Origin of the sequence: Streptomyces glomeratus (assembly GCF_021462825.1) — a bacterium.
In the GTDB taxonomy this organism is placed as follows: Bacteria; Actinomycetota; Actinomycetes; order Streptomycetales; family Streptomycetaceae; genus Streptomyces; species Streptomyces glomeratus.
Genome location: NZ_JAKEEB010000044.1, coordinates 1 through 18636, shown reverse-complemented (window position 1 = coordinate 18636; position 18636 = coordinate 1). Strand labels below are relative to the sequence as shown.

The window sequence follows — 18636 nt, the reverse complement described above, 5'->3', positions numbered from 1 at the left end:
GGTCCCGGGCCCCGGGCCCCGCGTCAGACCACCGGAAGGTCGCCCTTGGCGGTCTTCACCGTGCCGAGGTAGGTCGCCGTGCGCCCCTTGACCCAGTAGACCTTGATGCGGACCTTGTGGTGCTTGGGAATCCGGGGCGAGATTCCGCAGTCCTTGACGGAACTGGTCTGACAGGTGTTCCGCTTCTTGCCCGTGGTCGCGTCATAGGTCACCGCGCGGATCGAGTGCCCGTCCGCGGCGGAGTCGATCACGTCGGTGTACTGGGTGCCGCCGGAGGAGTTCCGGGGCTCGAACACCACGGTCGCGACGTGCTTGCCGTTCTTGTCGAACGTACCGACGTAGTTGCCGTCGGCGAATGCGCTTCCCGCGCCCAGAGCCAGTGCGAGCCCGGTGGCGGTGACGGCTGTGGCCGCGCGGGCCATGACGTGCCGATGCTGTTTCATGAGTCTCCCGTTGATGTGCAGCGCCGCTGACACGGCCGGGGGACTGTAACGCACCTCGTCACCCGTCCCATTGTGGCGAACGGGCATGAAACACCCGTCCACGGACGGGAGTTGGGGAACTCCGTGACAGCGTTGGTACGGAGGACGCGCCGGGATGGTCACACAGGACCGGGCTCGAATCCCGAGCCGGGCACCGAAGACGGTCGGGGGTGGCGGCCCCGGCGACAGCCACCCCCGCGGTGCTCAGGTCGTCGTACGCCGTCTCCGCGCCCCCGGCCTCCGCTCGCTCGGCCGCGTCACCGGGTCCCCGGCCTCCAGCGCGGCGGTACGCCGCTTGAGGCCGAAGTCCGCCAGCGCCTCCGCCAGCTTGTGCACGGACGGCTCCGGAGCCATCACATCGACCCGCAGACCGTGCTCCTCCGCCGTCTTCGCGGTGGCGGGGCCGATGCAGGCGATCACCGTCACGTTGTGCGGCTTGCCCGCGATACCCACCAGGTTCCGGACCGTGGAGGACGACGTGAACAGCACCGCGTCGAAGCCGCCGCCCTTGATCGCCTCGCGGGTATCGGCCGGCGGCGGCGAGGCGCGGACCGTCCGGTACGCCGTGACGTCGTCGACCTCCCACCCCAGCTCGATCAGGCCCGCCACCAGGGTCTCCGTGGCGATGTCGGCACGCGGGAGGAACACCCGGTCGATCGGGTCGAAGACCGGGTCGTACGGGGGCCAGTCCTCCAGAAGGCCGGCGGCGGACTGCTCCCCGCTCGGCACGAGGTCGGGCTTCACACCGAAGGCGACCAGCGCCTTCGCCGTCTGCTCGCCGACCGCGGCCACCTTGATGCCCGCGAAGGCCCGCGCGTCGAGGCCGTACTCCTCGAACTTCTCCCGGACCGCCTTCACCGCGTTGACCGACGTGAACGCGATCCACTCGTAACGGCCCGTCACCAGGCCCTTGACCGCCCGCTCCATCTGCTGGGGCGTGCGCGGCGGCTCGACGGCGATCGTGGGCACCTCGTGCGGCACGGCCCCGTACGACCGCAGTTGGTCGGAGAGCGAGGCCGCCTGCTCCTTCGTCCGCGGGACGAGCACCTTCCAGCCGAACAGCGGCTTGTTCTCGAACCACGACAGCTGGTCGCGCTGGGCGGCGGCGGAACGCTCACCGACCACGGCTATGACAGGCCGCCCGCCCTCGGGCGACGGCAGGACCTTCGCCTGCTTCAGCGTCTGCGCGATCGAGCCCAGCGTCGCCGTCCAGGTGCGCTGCCGTGTCGTCGTACCGGCGAAGGTCACCGTCAGCGGCGTGTCCGGCTTGCGGCCCGCGGCCACCAGCTCCCCGGCGGCCGCCGCCACCGAGTCCAGCGTCGTGGAGACCACGACCGTGCCGTCGGACGCGCCGACCTCCGTCCAGCAGCGTTCCGAGGCGGTCCGCGCGTCCACGAACCGTACGTCCGCGCCCTGCGCGTCCCGCAGCGGCACACCCGCGTACGCGGGCACGCCCACGGCGGTCGCGATACCGGGCACGACCTCGAACGGAACGCCCGCGGCGGCGCACGCCAGCATCTCCCCGGCCGCGTACGCGTCCAGGCCGGGGTCCCCGGTCACCGCACGCACGACCCGCTTGCCGCCCCGCGCAGCCTCCATGACAAGATGTGCAGCATCCCTCAACGCAGGGACACCAGCGGCTGTTGACTCGCCGTCAACGACCGCTAGCTGCGGCGTGCCCGTGCCCGGCTGCGTACCCGCGGAGGGGTCCGGACCCGTGTCCAGGACGGCGACGCCCGCTCTGGCATGCGTCCGTACCACGTCGAGCACCTCGTGCTCGCCGACGAGGACGTCCGCGTTCGCCAGCGCCTCCACGGCGCGCAGTGTGAGAAGTCCCGGATCCCCGGGTCCGGCACCCAGGAAGGTGACGTGTCCGTGGTCGAGGCCGGTGGGAAGGGTGGTGGGGCTCAATGTGCTCGCTCCCCCATCAGACCGGCCGCGCCCTTGGCGAGCATCTCGGCTGCGAGTTCGCGACCGAGCGCCATTGCCTGGTCGTGCGTCTCGGGCACGGGACCGGTGGTGGACAACTGCACCAGCGTGTGGCCGTCGGGCGTGCCGACGACGCCGCGCAGGCGCATTTCCTTGACAATCTGCCCGTCGGCCTGGGGGTCCCCCCGCTCGAGCGGAGCCGAGAGTGGGGGAAGGTCGGCCAGCGCGCCCACGGGGGCACTGCAACCGGCCTCCAGGGCGGCGAGCAGGGACCGCTCGGCGGTCACGGCGGCCCGGGTGAACGGGTCGTCGAGCTCGGCGAGCGCAGCGATGAGGGCAGCGTTGTCCGCGGCACATTCGATCGCGAGGGCCCCCTGGCCGGGGGCGGGCAAAACGGTGTCGACCGACAGGAAGTCGGTCACTTCGTCGATCCGGCCCATCCGGTTCAGCCCGGCCGCCGCGAGGACCACGGCGTCCAGCCCGCCGTCCCGGACGTATCCGATCCGGGTGTCGACGTTGCCCCGGATCGGGACCGTCTCGATGTCGAGGCCGTGGCTGCGCGCGTACGCGTTCAGCTGCGCCATGCGGCGCGGCGCACCGGTGCCGATCCGGGCCCCGCGGGGCAGGTCGGCGAACTTCAGGGCGTCCCGCGCCACGATCACGTCCCGCGGGTCCTCGCGCTCGGGCACGGCCGCCAGCACCAGGTCCTCGGGCTGCGTGGTCGGCAGGTCCTTCAGCGAGTGCACCGCGAAGTCGACCTCGCCGCGCAGCAGCGCGTCGCGCAGCGCCGTCACGAACACACCGGTGCCGCCGATCTGGGCGAGGTGCTCGCGCGAGACGTCGCCGTACGTCGTGATCTCCACGAGCTCCACCGGCCGTCCCGTCACACGGCGCACGGCGTCCGCGACCAGCCCGGACTGGGCCATGGCCAGCTTGCTGCGCCTGGTCCCGAGCCTCAGTGCCCCTTCTTCTCGGGGGGCGCGCCCCTTCGGCTCACGTGGCTCACTCATGCTCGCCCTCGGTTCTCGGCGTTCTCGTTGTTCTCAGGGTTCACGGAGCGCTCGGTGCGCTCGGTGCGCTCGGCGCTGTCGGCCTCGTCGGCCCGGGAGACGGAGGCGACCGTCTCGGGGTCCAGGTCGAACAGGGTGCGCAGCGCGTCCGCGTACCCGGCGCCGCCGGGCTCGGCGGCCAGCTGCTTGACCCGCACGGTCGGCGCGTGCAGCAGCTTGTCGACGACGCGCCGTACGGTCTGCGTGATCTCCGCGCGGTGCTTGTCGTCCAGGCCCGGCAGCCGTGCTTCCAGGCGCGCGATCTCGTTCGCGACCACGTCGGCGGCCATGGAGCGCAGCGCGACCACGGTCGGCGTGATGTGCGCGGCGCGCTGGGCGGCGCCGAACGCGGCGACCTCGTCGGAGACGATTCCCCGCACCTGCTCGACGTCGGCCGCCATGGGCGCGTCCGCGGACGCCTCGGCGAGGGACTCGATGTCGACGAGCCGCACGCCGGGCAGCCGGTGCACGGCGGCGTCGACGTCCCTCGGCATCGCCAGGTCGAGGAGCCACAGCACGGGCTCGCGACGCGGGGCCGGCACGACCGCCTCGGGGCGGCGGCGCTCGGGGACCCGGCCGACGGTGGCCACGGTCGCGGCGAGCGCCGTGATGACCTCGGTCTCGGTCTCGGGGTCCGGTACGACGCCACCGGCCGGGCGGGCGGTGCGCTCCTCGGCGCCCTTGTCCACCCACGCCGCGTGCTTCTCCAGCTCGGCGGCGCCCATCCCGGCGACGGCCGCCTCGCCCAGCACCGAGAACCCGGCCGTGGCCTGCACGGCCGACAGATCCAGCGGGCAGCCGTCGTCGGTGCCGGGGCCGGTGGGCGTCGGACCGTCGCCGCGGGTGGGCAGGGGACCGTCGTCGCCCGCGGCGGCCGGAGCGCTCGTACGAGGGGAACCGGCGCCGTCCGTACGGCGGGAGTCCGCGTCGCCGGTGCGGCGGGGTCCGGAGCCCGCGGGCCTGGGCTGCGGCGGGACCAGGGGCCCCACCACGCGTCCTTCCAGGGCCCGCGCGACCGCCTCGGCCGTCAGCACCAGGCCGGTCGCACCGGTGCAGGACACCGCGACGTCGGCACGTGTCAGCTCGTCCGGAACCGACTCCATCGGTACCGCACGGGCCACCACGTCCGCGTCGTCCGCCTCCGTCAGGATCTGCGCGAGGCGCTCGGCGCGCTCCAGGGTCCGGTTGGCGATCACGACCTCGGCGACCCCGGCGCGCGCGAGGGTCGCCGCGGCCAGCGAGGACATGGACCCGGCGCCGATCACCAGGGCGCGCTTGCCCGCGGCCCAGTTCCCGACCGGCGTACCGGCCGCCAGCTGCTCCAGGCCGAAGGTCACCAGCGACTGCCCGGCACGGTCGATGCCCGTCTCGGAGTGGGCCCGCTTGCCGACCCGCAGCGACTGCTGGAACAGGTCGTTCAGCAGCCGTCCGGCCGTGTGCTGCTCCTGCGAGGTGGCCAGGGAGTCCTTGATCTGGCCGAGGATCTGGCCCTCGCCGACGACCATCGAGTCCAGACCGCAGGCCACCGAGAACAGATGGTGGACGGCCCGGTCCTCGTAGTGCACGTAGAGGTAGGGGGTCAGCTCGTCCAGACCGAGCCCGCTGTGCTGCGCGAGGAGGGTGGACAGCTCGGCGACGCCCGCGTGGAACTTGTCCACGTCGGCGTACAGCTCGATGCGGTTGCAGGTGGCGAGCACCGCGGCCTCGGTGGCCGGTTCGGCGGCCACCGTGTCCTGGAGCAGCTTGGCCTGGGCGTCCATGGCCAGCGCGGCCCGCTCCAGGACGCTGACGGGAGCGCTGCGGTGGCTCAGCCCGACGACGAGGAGGCTCATGCCGGCATCACGGCGGGGACGTCCCCGTCAGGCCCCTGGTCGGTGGACCCCTTGGCCGTGGCCGGCAGGCCCTCGGCCAAGGACTCCATGGCTTCCTCGCCGGCCTTGCGCTGCTCGTGGAAGGCGAGGATCTGGAGCTCGATGGAGAGGTCCACCTTGCGCACGTCGACGCCGTCCGGGACGGACAGCACGGTCGGCGCGAAGTTCAGGATGGAGGTCACGCCCGCGCCCACGAGCCGGTCGCAGACCTGCTGCGCGGCGCCGGCGGGGGTGGCGATGACGCCGATGGAGACCCCGTTGTCCTGGATGATCTTCTCCAGGTCGTCGGTGTGCTGGACCGGGATGCCGGCGACGGGCTTCCCGGCCATGGCCGGGTCGGCGTCGATGAGCGCGGCGACCCGGAAGCCACGGGACGCGAATCCGCCGTAGTTGGCCAGCGCCGCGCCGAGGTTACCGATACCGACGATCACAACCGGCCAGTCCTGGGTCAGGCCGAGCTCACGGGAGATCTGGTACACGAGATACTCGACGTCGTAACCCACGCCACGGGTCCCGTAGGAGCCGAGGTAGGAGAAGTCCTTGCGCAGCTTCGCGGAGTTGACTCCCGCGGCGGCGGCCAGCTCCTCGGAGGAGACCGTGGGTACCGAGCGCTCCGACAGCGCGGTCAGGGCTCGGAGGTACAGCGGGAGACGGGCGACGGTGGCCTCGGGAATCCCTCGGCTGCGGGTCGCCGGTCGGTGAGTTCGGCCAGTTGCCACGGTGCTCCTGCGGGTAGAGCGGGGCTGTAGGCGGTCACACGTCCCCAGACCGCCCCGTCGAATGCAGGCTATGTCTTTGTGAACGCGTGCACAAAGATTGTGTCCGATTTGCCCGGCCAACGTGACCGGGGTCACGCACCTCCGGCGCGCTGGCAGGGAACCGGCGCACGGAGACGGCCGTTCCTTCTCTCCTGGGGGCAAAGCCGCCCACTCTCCTCGACAATCCACGCCCCCGAGACCAATCACCGACGATCCTATGTGACACTCCGGGCTATTTGGACTGGTCGGTCAGTCGTGGGTGAGAGCCTTGCGCAGGCGCTCTTCGTTCACCCGCCAGAACGTGTGCTGGGCGCCGTCGACCAGCACCACCGGAATCTGCTCCCAGTAGCGGCGGTACAGCTCCTCGTCCTCGGTGATGTCCTTCCGCTCCCAGGGCACCCCGAGCTCACCGCAGACCTTCTCGATGACGGCCTGCGCGTCGTCACAGAGATGGCAGCCGGGCTTCCGGACGAGGGTGACGAGACGGTCCTGGGGGTCGCGACCGTGGGCGTGGTTCCGCCGAAAGATGGGACTCATGTCGGCCATTTTCACCCCGGAGACGCCCGGCGCGAGCCCCCCGCCCTAGCGTGCGACCGCCGGTCACCGCCCCGCCGCCACGCCGGTGGCGCCTCTTCTTTAACGGGGCGGTCGCGCAGAGTTCACAGCCTTCCAACCTCTCGACTCCGGAACCACCGAACAAACTGGCTATGCTCGCGTCATGGCCGCTCTCGGATGGCTCACTCCCCGTAGGCGCTCCGCCACGGCGCGGAGCGTGTTGGCAGGCGAGGCCTCGGCGGAGGCAGCGCGCAAGTCCTCGCAGGACGCCGTCGCCCAGGACCTCTCCGCCCAGGAACCGGAATTCCCGGTCCTCGGGGATGAGAAGGCCGCGGCGTTCTTCGACCTGGACAACACCGTGATGCAGGGCGCCGCGCTGTTCCACTTCGGGCGCGGCCTGTACAAGCGGAAGTTCTTCGAGACGCGTGACCTGGCGAAGTTCGCCTGGCAGCAGGCGTGGTTCCGGCTGGCCGGGGTGGAGGACCCCGAGCACATGCAGGACGCCCGCGACTCGGCGCTGTCGATCGTGAAGGGCCACCGTGTCTCCGAGCTGATGTCGATCGGCGAGGAGATCTACGACGAGTACATGGCCGAGCGGATCTGGCCGGGTACGCGGGCCCTGGCCCAGGCGCATCTGGACGCGGGCCAGAAGGTGTGGCTGGTCACGGCGGCCCCGGTGGAGATCGCCACCGTGATCGCCCGCAGGCTGGGCCTGACCGGGGCGCTGGGCACGGTGGCCGAGTCCGTGGAGGGCGTGTACACGGGCCGCCTGGTGGGCGAGCCCCTGCACGGCCCGGCCAAGGCGGAGGCGGTGCGCGCGCTGGCCGCGGCGGAGGGCCTGGACCTGTCCCGCTGTGCGGCGTACAGCGACTCGCACAACGACATCCCGATGCTGTCGCTGGTGGGCCACCCCTACGCGATCAACCCGGACACCAAGCTCCGCAAGCACGCCCGCGCCCAGGACTGGCGCCTGCGCGACTACCGCACCGCCCGCAAGGCCGCCAAGGTCGGCCTGCCGGCAGCGGCCGGCGTCGGCGCGGTGGCGGGCGGCACGGCAGCGGCCATCGCCCTGCACCGCCGCCGCCGCTGAGCCGTCGCGTCGCCACCGCCGCATCCATCACCGCCGAAGCGCCGGACGGGTGGGCGTCACGCTCCGTGACGCCCACCCGTCGGCCGGCGTGCGCCGCCTCGGCCGCGGGGACGACCGGGCCGATCCGGCGCCGTGACACGCGCACATTCGCCGTGTTCTACCCCACACCCCTCCCCACCACTCCCCTCACACGCACACGACCACAACACGCCCCGCACCCAGAAGGAAGTCGAACTCAATCAGTCAACAAGCGGTCATTCCTCGGCACTTGAGCGACCGTCAATCGGTTACAGAAGCGACGTAATCGATGATTTGAGCAACTGGGTGTAGCGCTGCCTGTACTAAGCGTTATTCTCCTCAGACGCAAACCGGTACCCCTCCGTCGCTACGACGGGTGAACGGTCCCGTACTGCACGTGATGGAAGCTCTGCCTCTGGGAGTCCCGTGTACCCACACGTCGGGGTTGACGCCTCGGGCCTGGCTACGCTGCGCGCGACGGTCCACGACCTGTTGCGCGGCTTCGTCCGCACCGCGTACGCCGTCCCCGCCTTCGCCACCGCAGCCGCCCCCGTCGGCCCGTGCTACGCACTGGCCGACGGCAGCGCCGCGGTCGGCGGCAGACGGGGCCGTTCCGGCCCGGCGACCTCCGCACGCCGCCCGGCTGCGGACAGTGACAGCGCCCGCATGATGGACCTCGTGGAGCGCGCCCAGGCCGGTGAGGCCGAGGCTTTCGGGCGCCTGTACGACCAGTACAGCGACACCGTGTACCGCTACATCTACTACCGGGTGGGGGGCCGGGCGACCGCCGAGGACCTCACCAGCGAGACCTTTCTGCGCGCGCTGCGGCGGATCGGCACCTTCACCTGGCAGGGGCGCGACTTCGGCGCCTGGCTCGTCACCATCGCCCGCAACCTCGTCGCCGACCACTTCAAGTCGAGCCGTTTCCGGCTCGAGGTCACCACCGGCGAGATGCTCGACGCCAACGAGGTCGAGCGCTCCCCGGAGGACTCCGTGCTGGAGTCCCTCTCCAACGCCGCCCTGCTCGATGCCGTACGGCGGCTCAACCCCCAGCAGCAGGAGTGCGTGACGCTCCGCTTCCTCCAGGGGCTCTCCGTCGCCGAGACCGCCCGTGTGATGGGCAAGAACGAGGGTGCGATCAAGACCCTCCAGTACCGGGCTGTGCGCACCCTCGCCCGGCTCCTGCCCGAAGACGCCCGCTGAGCCCCGCGGGCCACGCAACCCGGAACCAGTACCGCCGCCCGCCGGGCCATCCCACCTCCCCCACCACCATCCCCCCGCCGCCCCCACCGACTCGCCCCCCATCGCCAGTCGAGCCGCCTCCCCCACCCCCACAGGACCGCATTCCGGCCGTACCCCGCCCCCGCCGGACACGCACCGCCACGGTCAACTCACCATCCGTGGCGGCCTGTTGACTCCGCGGTCCGATCATCCGTCGTCCGTAACCCAAGTGCCGAGCCGCTCGTTGTGCGGGATACAGGCTCCCTGTGGTCACCCCCGACCGCCTCGGATCACACGATCGTGTGCATGAGGCCAGGGTGTGCAACCCTCAGGACCCCCTGGGGAGTCGACCGTGATGACGAGAGGAGGTGCCGCCAGTGATCGCGAACGTATCGGCGCACCGGCGGGCGAACGCCTTCGCCCAGGCCCTGGAGGAGCGGTCCGGCGACCGGGGCACGGCGGCCGGGCAGCCCGACGGATCGGCCCCGGCTGCCGCGGAACAGGCCGAGCACGCCCGCCTGTTGGCCCTCGCGACCGGCCTCGGCGAGCTGCCCAGGCCGACGCTGGACCCCGAGGTCAAGGTCGTCCAGCGCGCGCGGTTGGTGGCCGCGATGGAGGCCATGCTGCGGGAGGGCGCGGGAGGCGAAGCCACGGACCCTGCCATGCCCGAGCAGCGGGGCCACCGGGCCCGGGGCGCTCACCGGGCTCGCCCGCTGGGGAAACTGCGCCCGCGTACGCGGCTCACCAAGGGCCTCGCCGCGGGCGGGCTCAGCGTCGGCGTGGCCGCAGCCTCCTTCGGGGGAGTGGCCGCCGCCAGCTCAGACGCCCTACCCGGTGACTCCCTCTACGGCCTCAAACGCGGCATCGAGGACGTCAAACTCGGCATGGCCGACGGGAACAACGAGCGCGGACAGCTCTACCTCGACCAGGCCTCCACCCGGCTGAACGAGGCTCGCCGGCTGATGGAGCGCGGTCGCGCCGGCCATCTCGACCACGAGTCCCTCGGCGAGATCCGGCGCACCCTGTCCGGTGTCCAGCACGACGCGTCCGAAGGCCACCGCCTGCTGCACGAGGCATACGAGCGCAACGGCTCCCTCGCCCCCATCCAGGCGCTCTCCGCCTTCTCCCAGTCCCACCGCGCGACCTGGGGCACCCTGCGCGAGCGGCTGCCCGTCCAGCTCGGCGACGTCAGCCAACAGGTCTCGTCGGTCTTCGACGCCATAGACCAAGAGGTCGCCCCCCTACGGTCGCTGCTGCCACAGCCTCCGTCCCCGGGCGGCTCCGGTCACCACCAGGGCTCCGGCACGACTCCCACCGGCTCCGCCGGCACGGGTCGCGGTACCCCCAGTACCCCCGGCGGCTCCGCGAGCGGCAGCCACCCCGGCAGCGGCACGCCCGAGCCGTCCGCCTCCCGAAGCGGCGGCGGTCTGCTCGGCGGCAGCACGGGCGGCCTGCTGGACCCACCGAAGGACTCCGCCGGCAGCTCGCCGTCGTCGTCGAGCAGGAGCCCCTCCGCAGAACCGAACGTGACGCTGCCGCCGCTGCTCCCGGGCCTGTTGCCGGGACTCGGCATCGACGGCGGAGAGAACAAATAGGGCACACAGGGCCCCGTACGGTGACGGGGGCGCTCCCACGAGGGGGGCGCCCCCGTCGTCGTACCGCACCAAACGTCAGAAGAAGACCGACCTGCGCTGCACCAACAGCTTGTACAGCGTGTGCTGGATCTGCTCCCTGACCTGATCCGTCAGGTTGAACATCAGCATCGGGTCCTCGGCGGCCTCCGGCGGATAGCCGTCCGTCGGGATCGGCTCGCCGAACTGGATCGTCCACTTCGTCGGCAGCGGGACCGCGCCCAGCGGCCCCAGCCACGGGAACGTCGGTGTGATCGGGAAGTAAGGGAACCCCAGCAGCCGGGCGAGGGTCTTCGCGTTACCGATCATCGGGTAGATCTCCTCGGCCCCGACGACCGAGCACGGGACGATCGGCGCGCCGTGACGAAGAGCGGTGGAGACGAACCCGCCACGCCCGAAGCGCTGGAGCTTGTAGCGCTCGCTGAAGGGCTTGCCGATGCCCTTGAAGCCCTCCGGCATCACCCCGACCAGCTCGCCCTGCGCGAGAAGCCGTTCGGCGTCCTCCGCGCAGGCGAGGGTGTGGCCGAGTTTGCGGGCCAGCTCGTTCACCACCGGCAGCACGAAGACGAGATCGGCCGCCAGAAGCCGCAGATGGCGCCCCGCCGGGTGATGGTCGTGCACGGCGACCTGCATCATCAGGCCGTCCAGCGGCAGCGTGCCGGAGTGGTTGGCGACGATCAGCGCCCCGCCCTTCGACGGGATGTTCTCGATGCCCTTGACCTCGACCCGGAAGTATTTCTCGTACACCGGCCGCAGCAGCGACATCAGGACCTGGTCGGTGAGCTCCTCGTCGTAGCCGAAGTCGTCGACCTCGTAGTCGCCCGTCAGCCGGCGGCGCAGAAAGGCCAGACCGCCGGCGACACGCCGCTCCAGACCCCCTTCCCGGGGCCTGGCCAGCGGTTCCTCCTCATGCGTCACAGACACATCATCCTGCGGAGTCTCCCTGCCGGGCAGGGGCTGCACCTCCCGGACCGCCGCGGGCTCGCCCTTGCGTCGGTTCCCCGCGCTCCGGCGCCGCTGCGGCCGCTGCACGGCAGCCCCGCGGGACCGGTCGTCGTCGAACGGAATGACCTTGGCATCCGCCATCGTTGATGCGCTCCTCAGTTGGCGCTCTGCGTCGGAGGGTGGACACCGCCCAGGGCGGGCAGTGCGGCGATCCGGTCCACGGCCCCCGCGAGGGCCTCCGGCGGCACCAGTCCGGGCCCGCGGCTGTGCGCGAAGTCCGCGAACGTCTCCGCGGTGGTGTACTTCGGCTCGTATCCCAGTGTCTCGCGCATCTGGTCCGTCGCCACCACACGGCCGTGGGTGAGCAGCCGGATCTGTTCGGGCGAGAAGTCCGTCATGCCCAGGGTGCGCATCGCCGAGCCGAACCAGGTGACCGCGGGCAGCAGCAGGGGCACGGTGGGCCGGCCCAGGCGCCGCGCGCACTGCGACAGCAGCAGCACACCGTCTCCGGCCACGTTGAAGGTGCCGCTGTTGAGCGTGCCGCGCTGCGGCTCGTGCGAGCCGATCCGCAGCACCTCGATCACATCGTCCTCATGCACGAACTGCAGCCGCGGATCGTAGCCGAAGACGGTGGGCAGCACCGGCAGCGAGAAGTACGAGGCGAGGGGCGAATCCGCGTTCGGTCCGAGGATGTTGGCGAAGCGCAGCACACAGACCGCCACATCGGGCCGGCGCCGCGCGAAACCCCGCACATACCCCTCGACCTCGACGGTGTCCTTGGCGAAGCCTCCGCTCGGCAGGGACTTGGGCGGGGTCGTCTCGGTGAAGACCGCCGGGTCGCGGGGCGCCGACCCGTAGACGTTCGTACTGGACTTCACCACGAGCCGCTTCACCGTCGGGGACTTCTGGCAGGCACCCAGCAGCTGCATGGTGCCGATGACGTTGGTCTCCTTGACCGTGGCCCGGCTGCCGCTGCCGAGCGGGGTGCCGGTCACGTCCATGTGGACGACCGTGTCCACGGAGTGCTCGGCCAGCAGGCGGGCGATGGTGGGCTGGCGGATGTCGGCCCGGACGAAATCGGCTCCGCCCAGATGGTGCTCGGGCGGAACCGCGTCCACCGCGACCACCCGCTCCACCTCCGGGTCACGCTGGATCCGTCGTACGAACCGGCCGCCGAGCCGGCGGGCCACTCCGGTCACGAGCACGACCTTGCCCAAGATCAGCGCCTCTCTTCCCGTCCGTCCAGTCGTGGACGTAGCTGTGTGCTCAGCCTGCCGCGTTCCCCGTGTGCGGCAAACTTAGCCGGTCGGTGTTGCGCTGTGATGACCGCCCGATGCACGAAGTGACGACACCCCCGGACGTACGACCAGACCCAGCCATTCGGCCCCACCGACGTACGCACGGCGGCTCCCCGCCCGGGCGGAAAAAACAAAGGCCCCCCACCGATGGTGGGGGGCCAAGACGCGCGTGCGCGCACAGAGGCAAGGGCGCCCCTCGAGGGGCCGCGCCTTACTTCTTGTTGCGACGCTGAACGCGAGTGCGCTTGAGCAGCTTGCGGTGCTTCTTCTTGGCCATCCGCTTGCGCCGCTTCTTGATAACAGAGCCCACGACTACCCTCGCTCACTTCTCATCACTCGGTGCTGGGCGCCATGGGCCCACACGACCTACGAGGGGCTAGCCTACCCGCCCGAGCGCTGAGGTCGTAATCGAGGTGACCGGGCGGGCCCAAGAGGGCCCGGCCCGGGCGCCGTCAGGCCGTCTCCACCCCCACATAGCTCTCGCGGAGGTACTCGTGAACCGCTTGCTCCGGCACCCGGAAGGACCTCCCCACCCGGATCGCAGGCAGATGACCGCTGTGCACCAGTCGGTACACGGTCATCTTCGACACGCGCATCACCGAGGCGACTTCCGCCACGGTCAGAAACTGAACCTCGTTCAGAGGCCTCTCGCCAGCTGCAGCCATGACACACCTGAACCTTCCGCACTCGACGGCCACCGGCTTCCCCTTCCGGTGACTCTTCGTCGTTGCGTGCTCACTCCCCAGACTAGGTGCGGGTGATGCAAGTGGGGAAGAGGGGATGCCATCCGCGGCCTACTGTGACAGACACGCTCGATTGAGTACATAGCGAGTAAGCGGTCGGTAGTAATCAGACCGCACAGCGTCATCAAGTGGAACGACGACGGACACCCGCCCCTCCGCCTCCCCGACGAAGAGCGCGGGATCGTCCGTGTCGGCCAGCCCGATCGCCTCGAACCCCAGCTGACCTGCCCCGCAGACCCAGCCGTGGTCTCCGATCACAAGGTCGGGCAGCGGCCCGCCGGCCTCCGCCGCGGCGGCCAGCGCGATACGAACCGGCAGCGGCGAGTGGGTGTGTGCGCCCGGCTCACAACCGGCTCTGCCGTGATCCGGTTTCCGCATGAACGCGACTCCTCGTACGTAATCAAGGTTGTACGTACGTAGGCCGAACCGGGTCGTTATGTCGACACAGCGACCCTGCGCCGGTGTGAGTACGACACATCCCGCCGCCGACAAGGCATGGGCGAGGGCGGCGTAGAAACCGATCAGCCGGTGCGGATGGCCGGTGCCGAGCAGGACCGCCTCCCCGCGTCGCGCGGCCCTGCCCACCCGCTCGGCGAAGGCGTCGAGACCCTCCAGCGTGCGCTGCGGGTCAATCACATCATGGCCGGAGGTATGACGAGGATCGGCCGAAACCCCACACTTGTCCGCCATCAAATTGATCAAATCCCGCGGCCCCCACGTCCATTCGGGGTCGAGTCCGATCAGTAGGCGGGGGTCACGAGCGGCGAAAAGCCGATAGCTGCGCAGACTGTCCTCGCGTGACGTGGCCACGGGTCCGGCCAGCCGGGCAGCCAGCAGATGCGCGCGCAACGCTGCGGTGCTCAACACTCCAGTGATGCTGGCCCAACCGCCCGCCCCGCATGACCGGAATGCGGGAAACATCCCACAGTCGGCCTAGTCGTGCACCCCTCACCCCACTGCTGTGCGGCCCACCGCAGGGCTGGAGTGGCGGTCGTGCGAACCCTGGCCGTCCCTCGGGGGGGCCGGCTACGGCAGCAGGCCGCGCAGCGGGTACACCGCCTTACGGGTCGCCAGCACCGCCTGGTCCAGCCGGTCCGCCGGGTCGTACCCCGACTCCCAGTCCGCGTGGCCCACCGGCCACCGCCCGTCCGTCATCCGCGCCGGGGCCAACTGCCGGGTACGGGCGAAGACTTCCTGCCGCCAGCTCTCCGGGATCACCGTCTCCGGCTCGATCGGCCGCCCCGCCGCGACGGCCACCAGATGCGTCCACGAGCGCGGTACGACCTCCACGACCGCGTACCCGCCCCCGCCCAGCGCGACCCAGCGGCCCCCGGCGAACTCGTGCGCCAGGTCGTGACACGCGATCTGCACCGTCCGCTGCGCGTCCAGCGACACGGCGAGGTGCGCGAGCGGGTCCTCGAAGTGGGTGTCCGCGCCGTGCTGGGTGACCAGCACCTGCGGCCGGAAGTCGGCGATCAGATCCGGCACGACGGCGTGGAAGGCCCGCACCCACCCCGCGTCCCCCGTCCCGGCCGGCAGCGCCACGTTCACCGCGCTGCCCTCGGCACTCGCGGATCCCGTCTCCTGCGGCCATCCCGTCTGCGGGAAGAGGGTCCGCGGATGCTCGTGCAGCGAGATGGTGAGAACCCGGGGGTCCTCCCAGAACGCGGCCTGCACCCCGTCCCCGTGGTGCACGTCCACGTCCACGTACGCGATCCGCTCGGCGCCCAGCTCCAGCAGACGGGCGATGGCGAGGGCGGCGTCGTTGTAGATGCAGAACCCGGAGGCCGCGCCCGGCATCGCGTGATGCAGCCCTCCGGCGAAGTTCACGGCGTGCAGGGCGTCCCCGCGCCACACGGCCTCGGCCGCGCCGACCGACTGCCCGGCGATCAGGGCGGACACCTCGTGCATCCCGGCGAAGGCGGGGTCGTCCATGGTCCCGAGCCCGTACGACTCGTCCGCCGACCGCGGGTCCGCGGACGCGGCCCTCACCGCCTGGATGTAGTCGTCGCGGTGCACCAGCCGCAGCGTCGAGTCGCCCGCGGGCTTCGCCCCGACCACCTCGATGTCCTTCTCGAGCCCGAAGGCGCCGACCAGTGTCCTGGTCAGCGCGAGACGGACCGGATCCATCGGATGGTCCGGGCCGAAGTCATAGCCCGTTACTGCCTCGTCCCACATCAGCTGTGCGCGGCCGCTCATGACCGCCACCGTATCGGTCCGCCGCGGGCGCGAACGAGCGGGCGTACCCCAGCGTCACCAGGACCAACACCATCGGAACCAGCATGGCGCCCCGATAGCTCCAGGCGTCCCCGAGCGCGCCCACGAGGGGCGAGCCGATGAGAAAGCCCACATAGTTGAAGATGTTCAGGCGCGCGACCGCCGCGTCCGAGGCCCCGGGGAACAGCCGCCCGGCGGCCGCGAACGTCTGCGGCACCAGCACACACAGCCCCAGGCCCAGCAGAGTGAACCCGAGCATCCCCACCCAGGCTCCGGGCCCCCCCGCCACCACCGCGAACCCGAGCGCCGCCAGCAGCGCGCCGAGCCGAACCACGGACACGGCCCCGAACCTGCGCACCCCCAGGTCCCCGATCGACCGCCCGAGCAGCGTGGTCACCATGTAGACGTTGTACGGAACGGTGGCCAGCTGCTCCGAGCCGCCGAGGGTGTCCTGCAGATACTTGGCGCTCCAGTTGGAGACGGTCGAGTCCCCGATATACGCGAAGGTCATCACCAGACACAGCGGCAGCAGCAGCCGGAAGACCACGGCGTCGGCCCCGCCCCGCTCCTCCTCGGCGGCCGGCATGTCACCGTCGACGTACCACCGGCTCCCCACCAGGGTGGCCGGCAACAGCACCGCCACGACGGGCAGATACGACACCCACAGCGCGAGATGCCAGTGCGCACCCACCCAGGCCAGCGAGGCGCCGACGATCCCACCGAGGCTGTACGCGGCATGGAAACCGAGCATGATGCTGCGGCCGTAGGCCCGCTGGAGGCTCACACCGAGCATGTTCATGGAGGCGTCGAGCGCTCCCACCGTCAGCCCGAACACTGCCAGCGCGACCGCCAGCCCGGCCATGCGGCCCCCGGAGCCGACGCCGAGGAGGGCCAGCAGCACCACGGGCTGCGACCAGCGCAGGAGCCGGCCGGGCCGGACGCGCTTGACGAGCTGCTCGGTGGTCACGCTGCCGACACCCGCGAGAACCGGGACCGCGGCGAGGAAGACGGGCAGCAGCACATCGGAGACGCCGTACCGGTCCTGGATGGCCGGAATGCGCGTCACCAGCAGGGCGAAGGTGGCGCCTTGGGCGAAGAAGCCGAACGCCAAGGAGGCCCTACCGCGCCGCAGCACATCTGTCATGGCGGCGAGCGTAGGGCCCCTGGGTAGTGCTGGATAGATCCAGCCGAAGCTGATTTTTGTTCAGCTTTACCGGGCGAGGACCGGCGCGGGAGCGGCCGTCCGGGCCTCGCCCGCCTCGGCCTCGGCAGCGAACGTCCGTGCACCCGCCTTCACCTCGGTGGTGAGCATCCGCGCCATGGGCCCGGCGGCGAGGGCGCCGCCGACGAAGAAGCCCAGGCCCATCGCGACGGCCAGGATGACGCTTCCCAGCCAGACCATCGTGTCCACCGGCAGCGTGTACGCGCCCACGACCCGCACGACACACTCTCCGAGCAGCACCACGCCCCACACGACGGAGAAGACCCGCTCGGCCCGCCGGAAGGCCGGGGATCCGGCCAGCAGCCGCTCCCAGGCGGCCTCCCGCTCCGCGTCGCCCTTCACCAGCCACGGCTTCACGGCGGCCGTCATCATCGGCTTTCCGAGCGCCACGGAGACGAGGATCCCGATCCCGATGGCGCTGCTGACGCCGCTGTCCTTGGCCAGCATCAGCCGCGGGTCGCCGGCGACGAAGCTCAGCAGCAGCCCGACGAGGTTCACGAACAGGATGAGCGCGGCGAAGGCGTTGACCGTCCGCTCCCGGACCGCGCTGGTAGCGGTCCGCACGGCGGGCACGACGCTGCTGAGCCCGAGAGCCAGGAGCGTGCTCATGCCGAGCCCGTCCTTGAACAGGTAGTAGGACCCGACCGGCACCGCCACGTCCATGATCAGCGGGGCGAAGGTGTTCTTCTTGCTCTGGAGCTGGGGAACCGTGTTCGTCGTCATGCCCTCAGCTTCGCGGAGGACAGGGGGGTGCCAGTAGAAACGATCGTCCGGAGCTCGGGATGACAAATGTCAGTGCCGGTCCGGTGGCCGGGGTCATGCGCGGGCTCGTACCAGCAGATCAGCCAACTCGCCCATGTCGGCGAAGACCTGGGTGGCATCCGCGAGCCGGGCGGCGGGCGTCATCGCGGTGAACCCGTACACGTCCATACCGGCGGCCACCGCGGCCTGCACGCCGAGGGGACTGTCCTCGACGACCACGCACCGCTCGGGGGCGACCCCCATCCGCTCGGCCGCGTACAGGAAGAGGTCGGGCGCCGGCTTGCCCCGTCCCACGTCCTGCGAGCTGAAGATCCGGCCGTCGTCGAACCATCGGTCGAGCCCGCTCGTACGGTGCCCCACCCGGATCCGCTCATGGCTCCCGGACGACGCCACACAGTACGGAAACCCGTCGGCGCACAGCTTCTCCAGGACGCCCATGGCTCCGGGCACGGGCTTCAACTCCCGCTCGAACGCAGCGAAGACGCGAGCGTGAAAGACGTCGTCGAAGTCGTCCGGCAGCCGCTGTCCCGTCCGCTCCCGGACGAGGTCGTGGATGCGGTGCATCGCCGACCCCATGTAGTCCCGGATGGATTCCTCGTACGTGGTCGGGTGGCCCAACTCGGTGAGGTAGTCGGCCAGAAGGCGGTTGGAGATGGGCTCACTGTCGACGAGCACGCCGTCGTTGTCGAAGATGACGAGGTCGTAATCCATGACTCGACCCTAAAGCAGAAAGCCCCCGTGCCGACTGGCACGGGGGCTTTCTCAAGAATTGTTCGGCGGTGTCCTACTCTCCCACAGGGTCCCCCCTGCAGTACCATCGGCGCTGTAAGGCTTAGCTTCCGGGT

18 protein-coding genes and 1 rRNA gene are annotated in these 18636 nt (G+C 71.0%); 3 read left to right on the top strand and 16 right to left on the bottom strand.

Annotation, left to right across the window (positions count from 1 at the left end):
• Positions 1–23 precede the first annotated feature (23 nt).
• The 6 genes from LZ604_RS31830 to LZ604_RS31805 form a co-directional block, all read right to left on the bottom strand.
• Positions 24–443, bottom strand: coding sequence for a hypothetical protein (locus LZ604_RS31830; protein WP_234519430.1), 420 nt, complete (start codon positions 441–443; stop codon positions 24–26).
• Positions 444–686: 243 nt separating this feature from the next.
• On the bottom strand, positions 687–2393 hold the full coding sequence (locus tag LZ604_RS31825) for a bifunctional uroporphyrinogen-III C-methyltransferase/uroporphyrinogen-III synthase (RefSeq protein WP_234519429.1): 1707 nt from the start codon (positions 2391–2393) through the stop codon (positions 687–689).
• A complete protein-coding gene (hemC, locus tag LZ604_RS31820; protein ID WP_234519428.1) occupies positions 2390–3421 on the bottom strand; it encodes a hydroxymethylbilane synthase in 1032 nt (343 codons plus the stop codon). The genes LZ604_RS31825 and hemC overlap by 4 nt, the downstream gene beginning before the upstream one ends.
• A complete protein-coding gene (locus LZ604_RS31815; RefSeq protein WP_234519427.1) occupies positions 3418–5292 on the bottom strand; it encodes a glutamyl-tRNA reductase in 1875 nt (624 codons plus the stop codon). The genes hemC and LZ604_RS31815 overlap by 4 nt, the downstream gene beginning before the upstream one ends.
• Positions 5289–6050, bottom strand: a complete 762-nt coding sequence (locus LZ604_RS31810; RefSeq protein WP_234519426.1) for a redox-sensing transcriptional repressor Rex — start codon at positions 6048–6050, stop codon at positions 5289–5291. The genes LZ604_RS31815 and LZ604_RS31810 overlap by 4 nt, the downstream gene beginning before the upstream one ends.
• Before the next feature lie 288 nt (positions 6051–6338).
• Positions 6339–6635: a glutaredoxin family protein gene (locus LZ604_RS31805; RefSeq protein WP_234519424.1), complete on the bottom strand. Its 297-nt coding sequence runs from the start codon at positions 6633–6635 to the stop codon at positions 6339–6341.
• Positions 6636–6807: 172 nt separating this feature from the next.
• On the opposite strand from LZ604_RS31805, the gene LZ604_RS31800 reads away from it, so the two are divergent.
• From LZ604_RS31800 to LZ604_RS31790, 3 genes are all read left to right on the top strand, one after another.
• Positions 6808–7734: an HAD family hydrolase gene (locus LZ604_RS31800; protein WP_234519422.1), complete on the top strand. Its 927-nt coding sequence runs from the start codon at positions 6808–6810 to the stop codon at positions 7732–7734.
• A 444-nt stretch (positions 7735–8178) separates the two neighbouring features.
• On the top strand, positions 8179–8955 hold the full coding sequence (locus LZ604_RS31795) for an ECF subfamily RNA polymerase sigma factor, BldN family (protein ID WP_234519420.1): 777 nt from the start codon (positions 8179–8181) through the stop codon (positions 8953–8955).
• Positions 8956–9350: 395 nt separating this feature from the next.
• On the top strand, positions 9351–10568 hold the full coding sequence (locus tag LZ604_RS31790; protein WP_234519419.1) for a DUF5667 domain-containing protein: 1218 nt from the start codon (positions 9351–9353) through the stop codon (positions 10566–10568).
• A 75-nt stretch (positions 10569–10643) separates the two neighbouring features.
• Here LZ604_RS31790 and LZ604_RS31785 read toward each other — a convergent pair whose 3' ends face one another.
• The 10 genes from LZ604_RS31785 to rrf all read right to left on the bottom strand — a co-directional run.
• Positions 10644–11690 (bottom strand): lysophospholipid acyltransferase family protein, encoded by a 1047-nt coding sequence (locus LZ604_RS31785; RefSeq protein WP_234519417.1) that lies wholly within the window; start codon positions 11688–11690, stop codon positions 10644–10646.
• A gap of 14 nt (positions 11691–11704) precedes the next feature.
• The gene (locus LZ604_RS31780) at positions 11705–12766 is read right to left on the bottom strand and encodes an NAD-dependent epimerase/dehydratase family protein (protein ID WP_234519415.1); all 1062 of its coding nucleotides are present in this window, start codon (positions 12764–12766) and stop codon (positions 11705–11707) included.
• Positions 12767–13058: 292 nt separating this feature from the next.
• Positions 13059–13157: a 30S ribosomal protein bS22 gene (locus LZ604_RS31775; RefSeq protein WP_003948845.1), complete on the bottom strand. Its 99-nt coding sequence runs from the start codon at positions 13155–13157 to the stop codon at positions 13059–13061.
• 142 nt (positions 13158–13299) lie between these two features.
• Positions 13300–13512: a helix-turn-helix domain-containing protein gene (locus LZ604_RS31770; protein WP_004984898.1), complete on the bottom strand. Its 213-nt coding sequence runs from the start codon at positions 13510–13512 to the stop codon at positions 13300–13302.
• Between the two features lie 129 nt (positions 13513–13641).
• Positions 13642–14457: a phosphatase gene (locus tag LZ604_RS31765; protein WP_234519413.1), complete on the bottom strand. Its 816-nt coding sequence runs from the start codon at positions 14455–14457 to the stop codon at positions 13642–13644.
• 159 nt (positions 14458–14616) lie between these two features.
• On the bottom strand, positions 14617–15789 hold the full coding sequence (locus LZ604_RS31760; RefSeq protein ID WP_234519411.1) for an acetoin utilization protein AcuC: 1173 nt from the start codon (positions 15787–15789) through the stop codon (positions 14617–14619).
• The gene (locus tag LZ604_RS31755; protein ID WP_234519409.1) at positions 15740–16951 is read right to left on the bottom strand and encodes an MFS transporter; all 1212 of its coding nucleotides are present in this window, start codon (positions 16949–16951) and stop codon (positions 15740–15742) included. Before LZ604_RS31755 ends, LZ604_RS31760 begins: the two co-directional genes overlap by 50 nt.
• 66 nt (positions 16952–17017) lie before the next feature.
• Positions 17018–17752, bottom strand: a complete 735-nt coding sequence (locus LZ604_RS31750; RefSeq protein ID WP_234519408.1) for a VC0807 family protein — start codon at positions 17750–17752, stop codon at positions 17018–17020.
• A gap of 93 nt (positions 17753–17845) precedes the next feature.
• Complete coding sequence (locus tag LZ604_RS31745; RefSeq protein WP_234519406.1) at positions 17846–18502, bottom strand: HAD family hydrolase; 657 nt, start codon at positions 18500–18502, stop codon at positions 17846–17848.
• A 60-nt stretch (positions 18503–18562) separates the two neighbouring features.
• Positions 18563–18636: ribosomal RNA gene (rrf, locus tag LZ604_RS36605) — 5S ribosomal RNA — on the bottom strand; the annotation flags it as partial.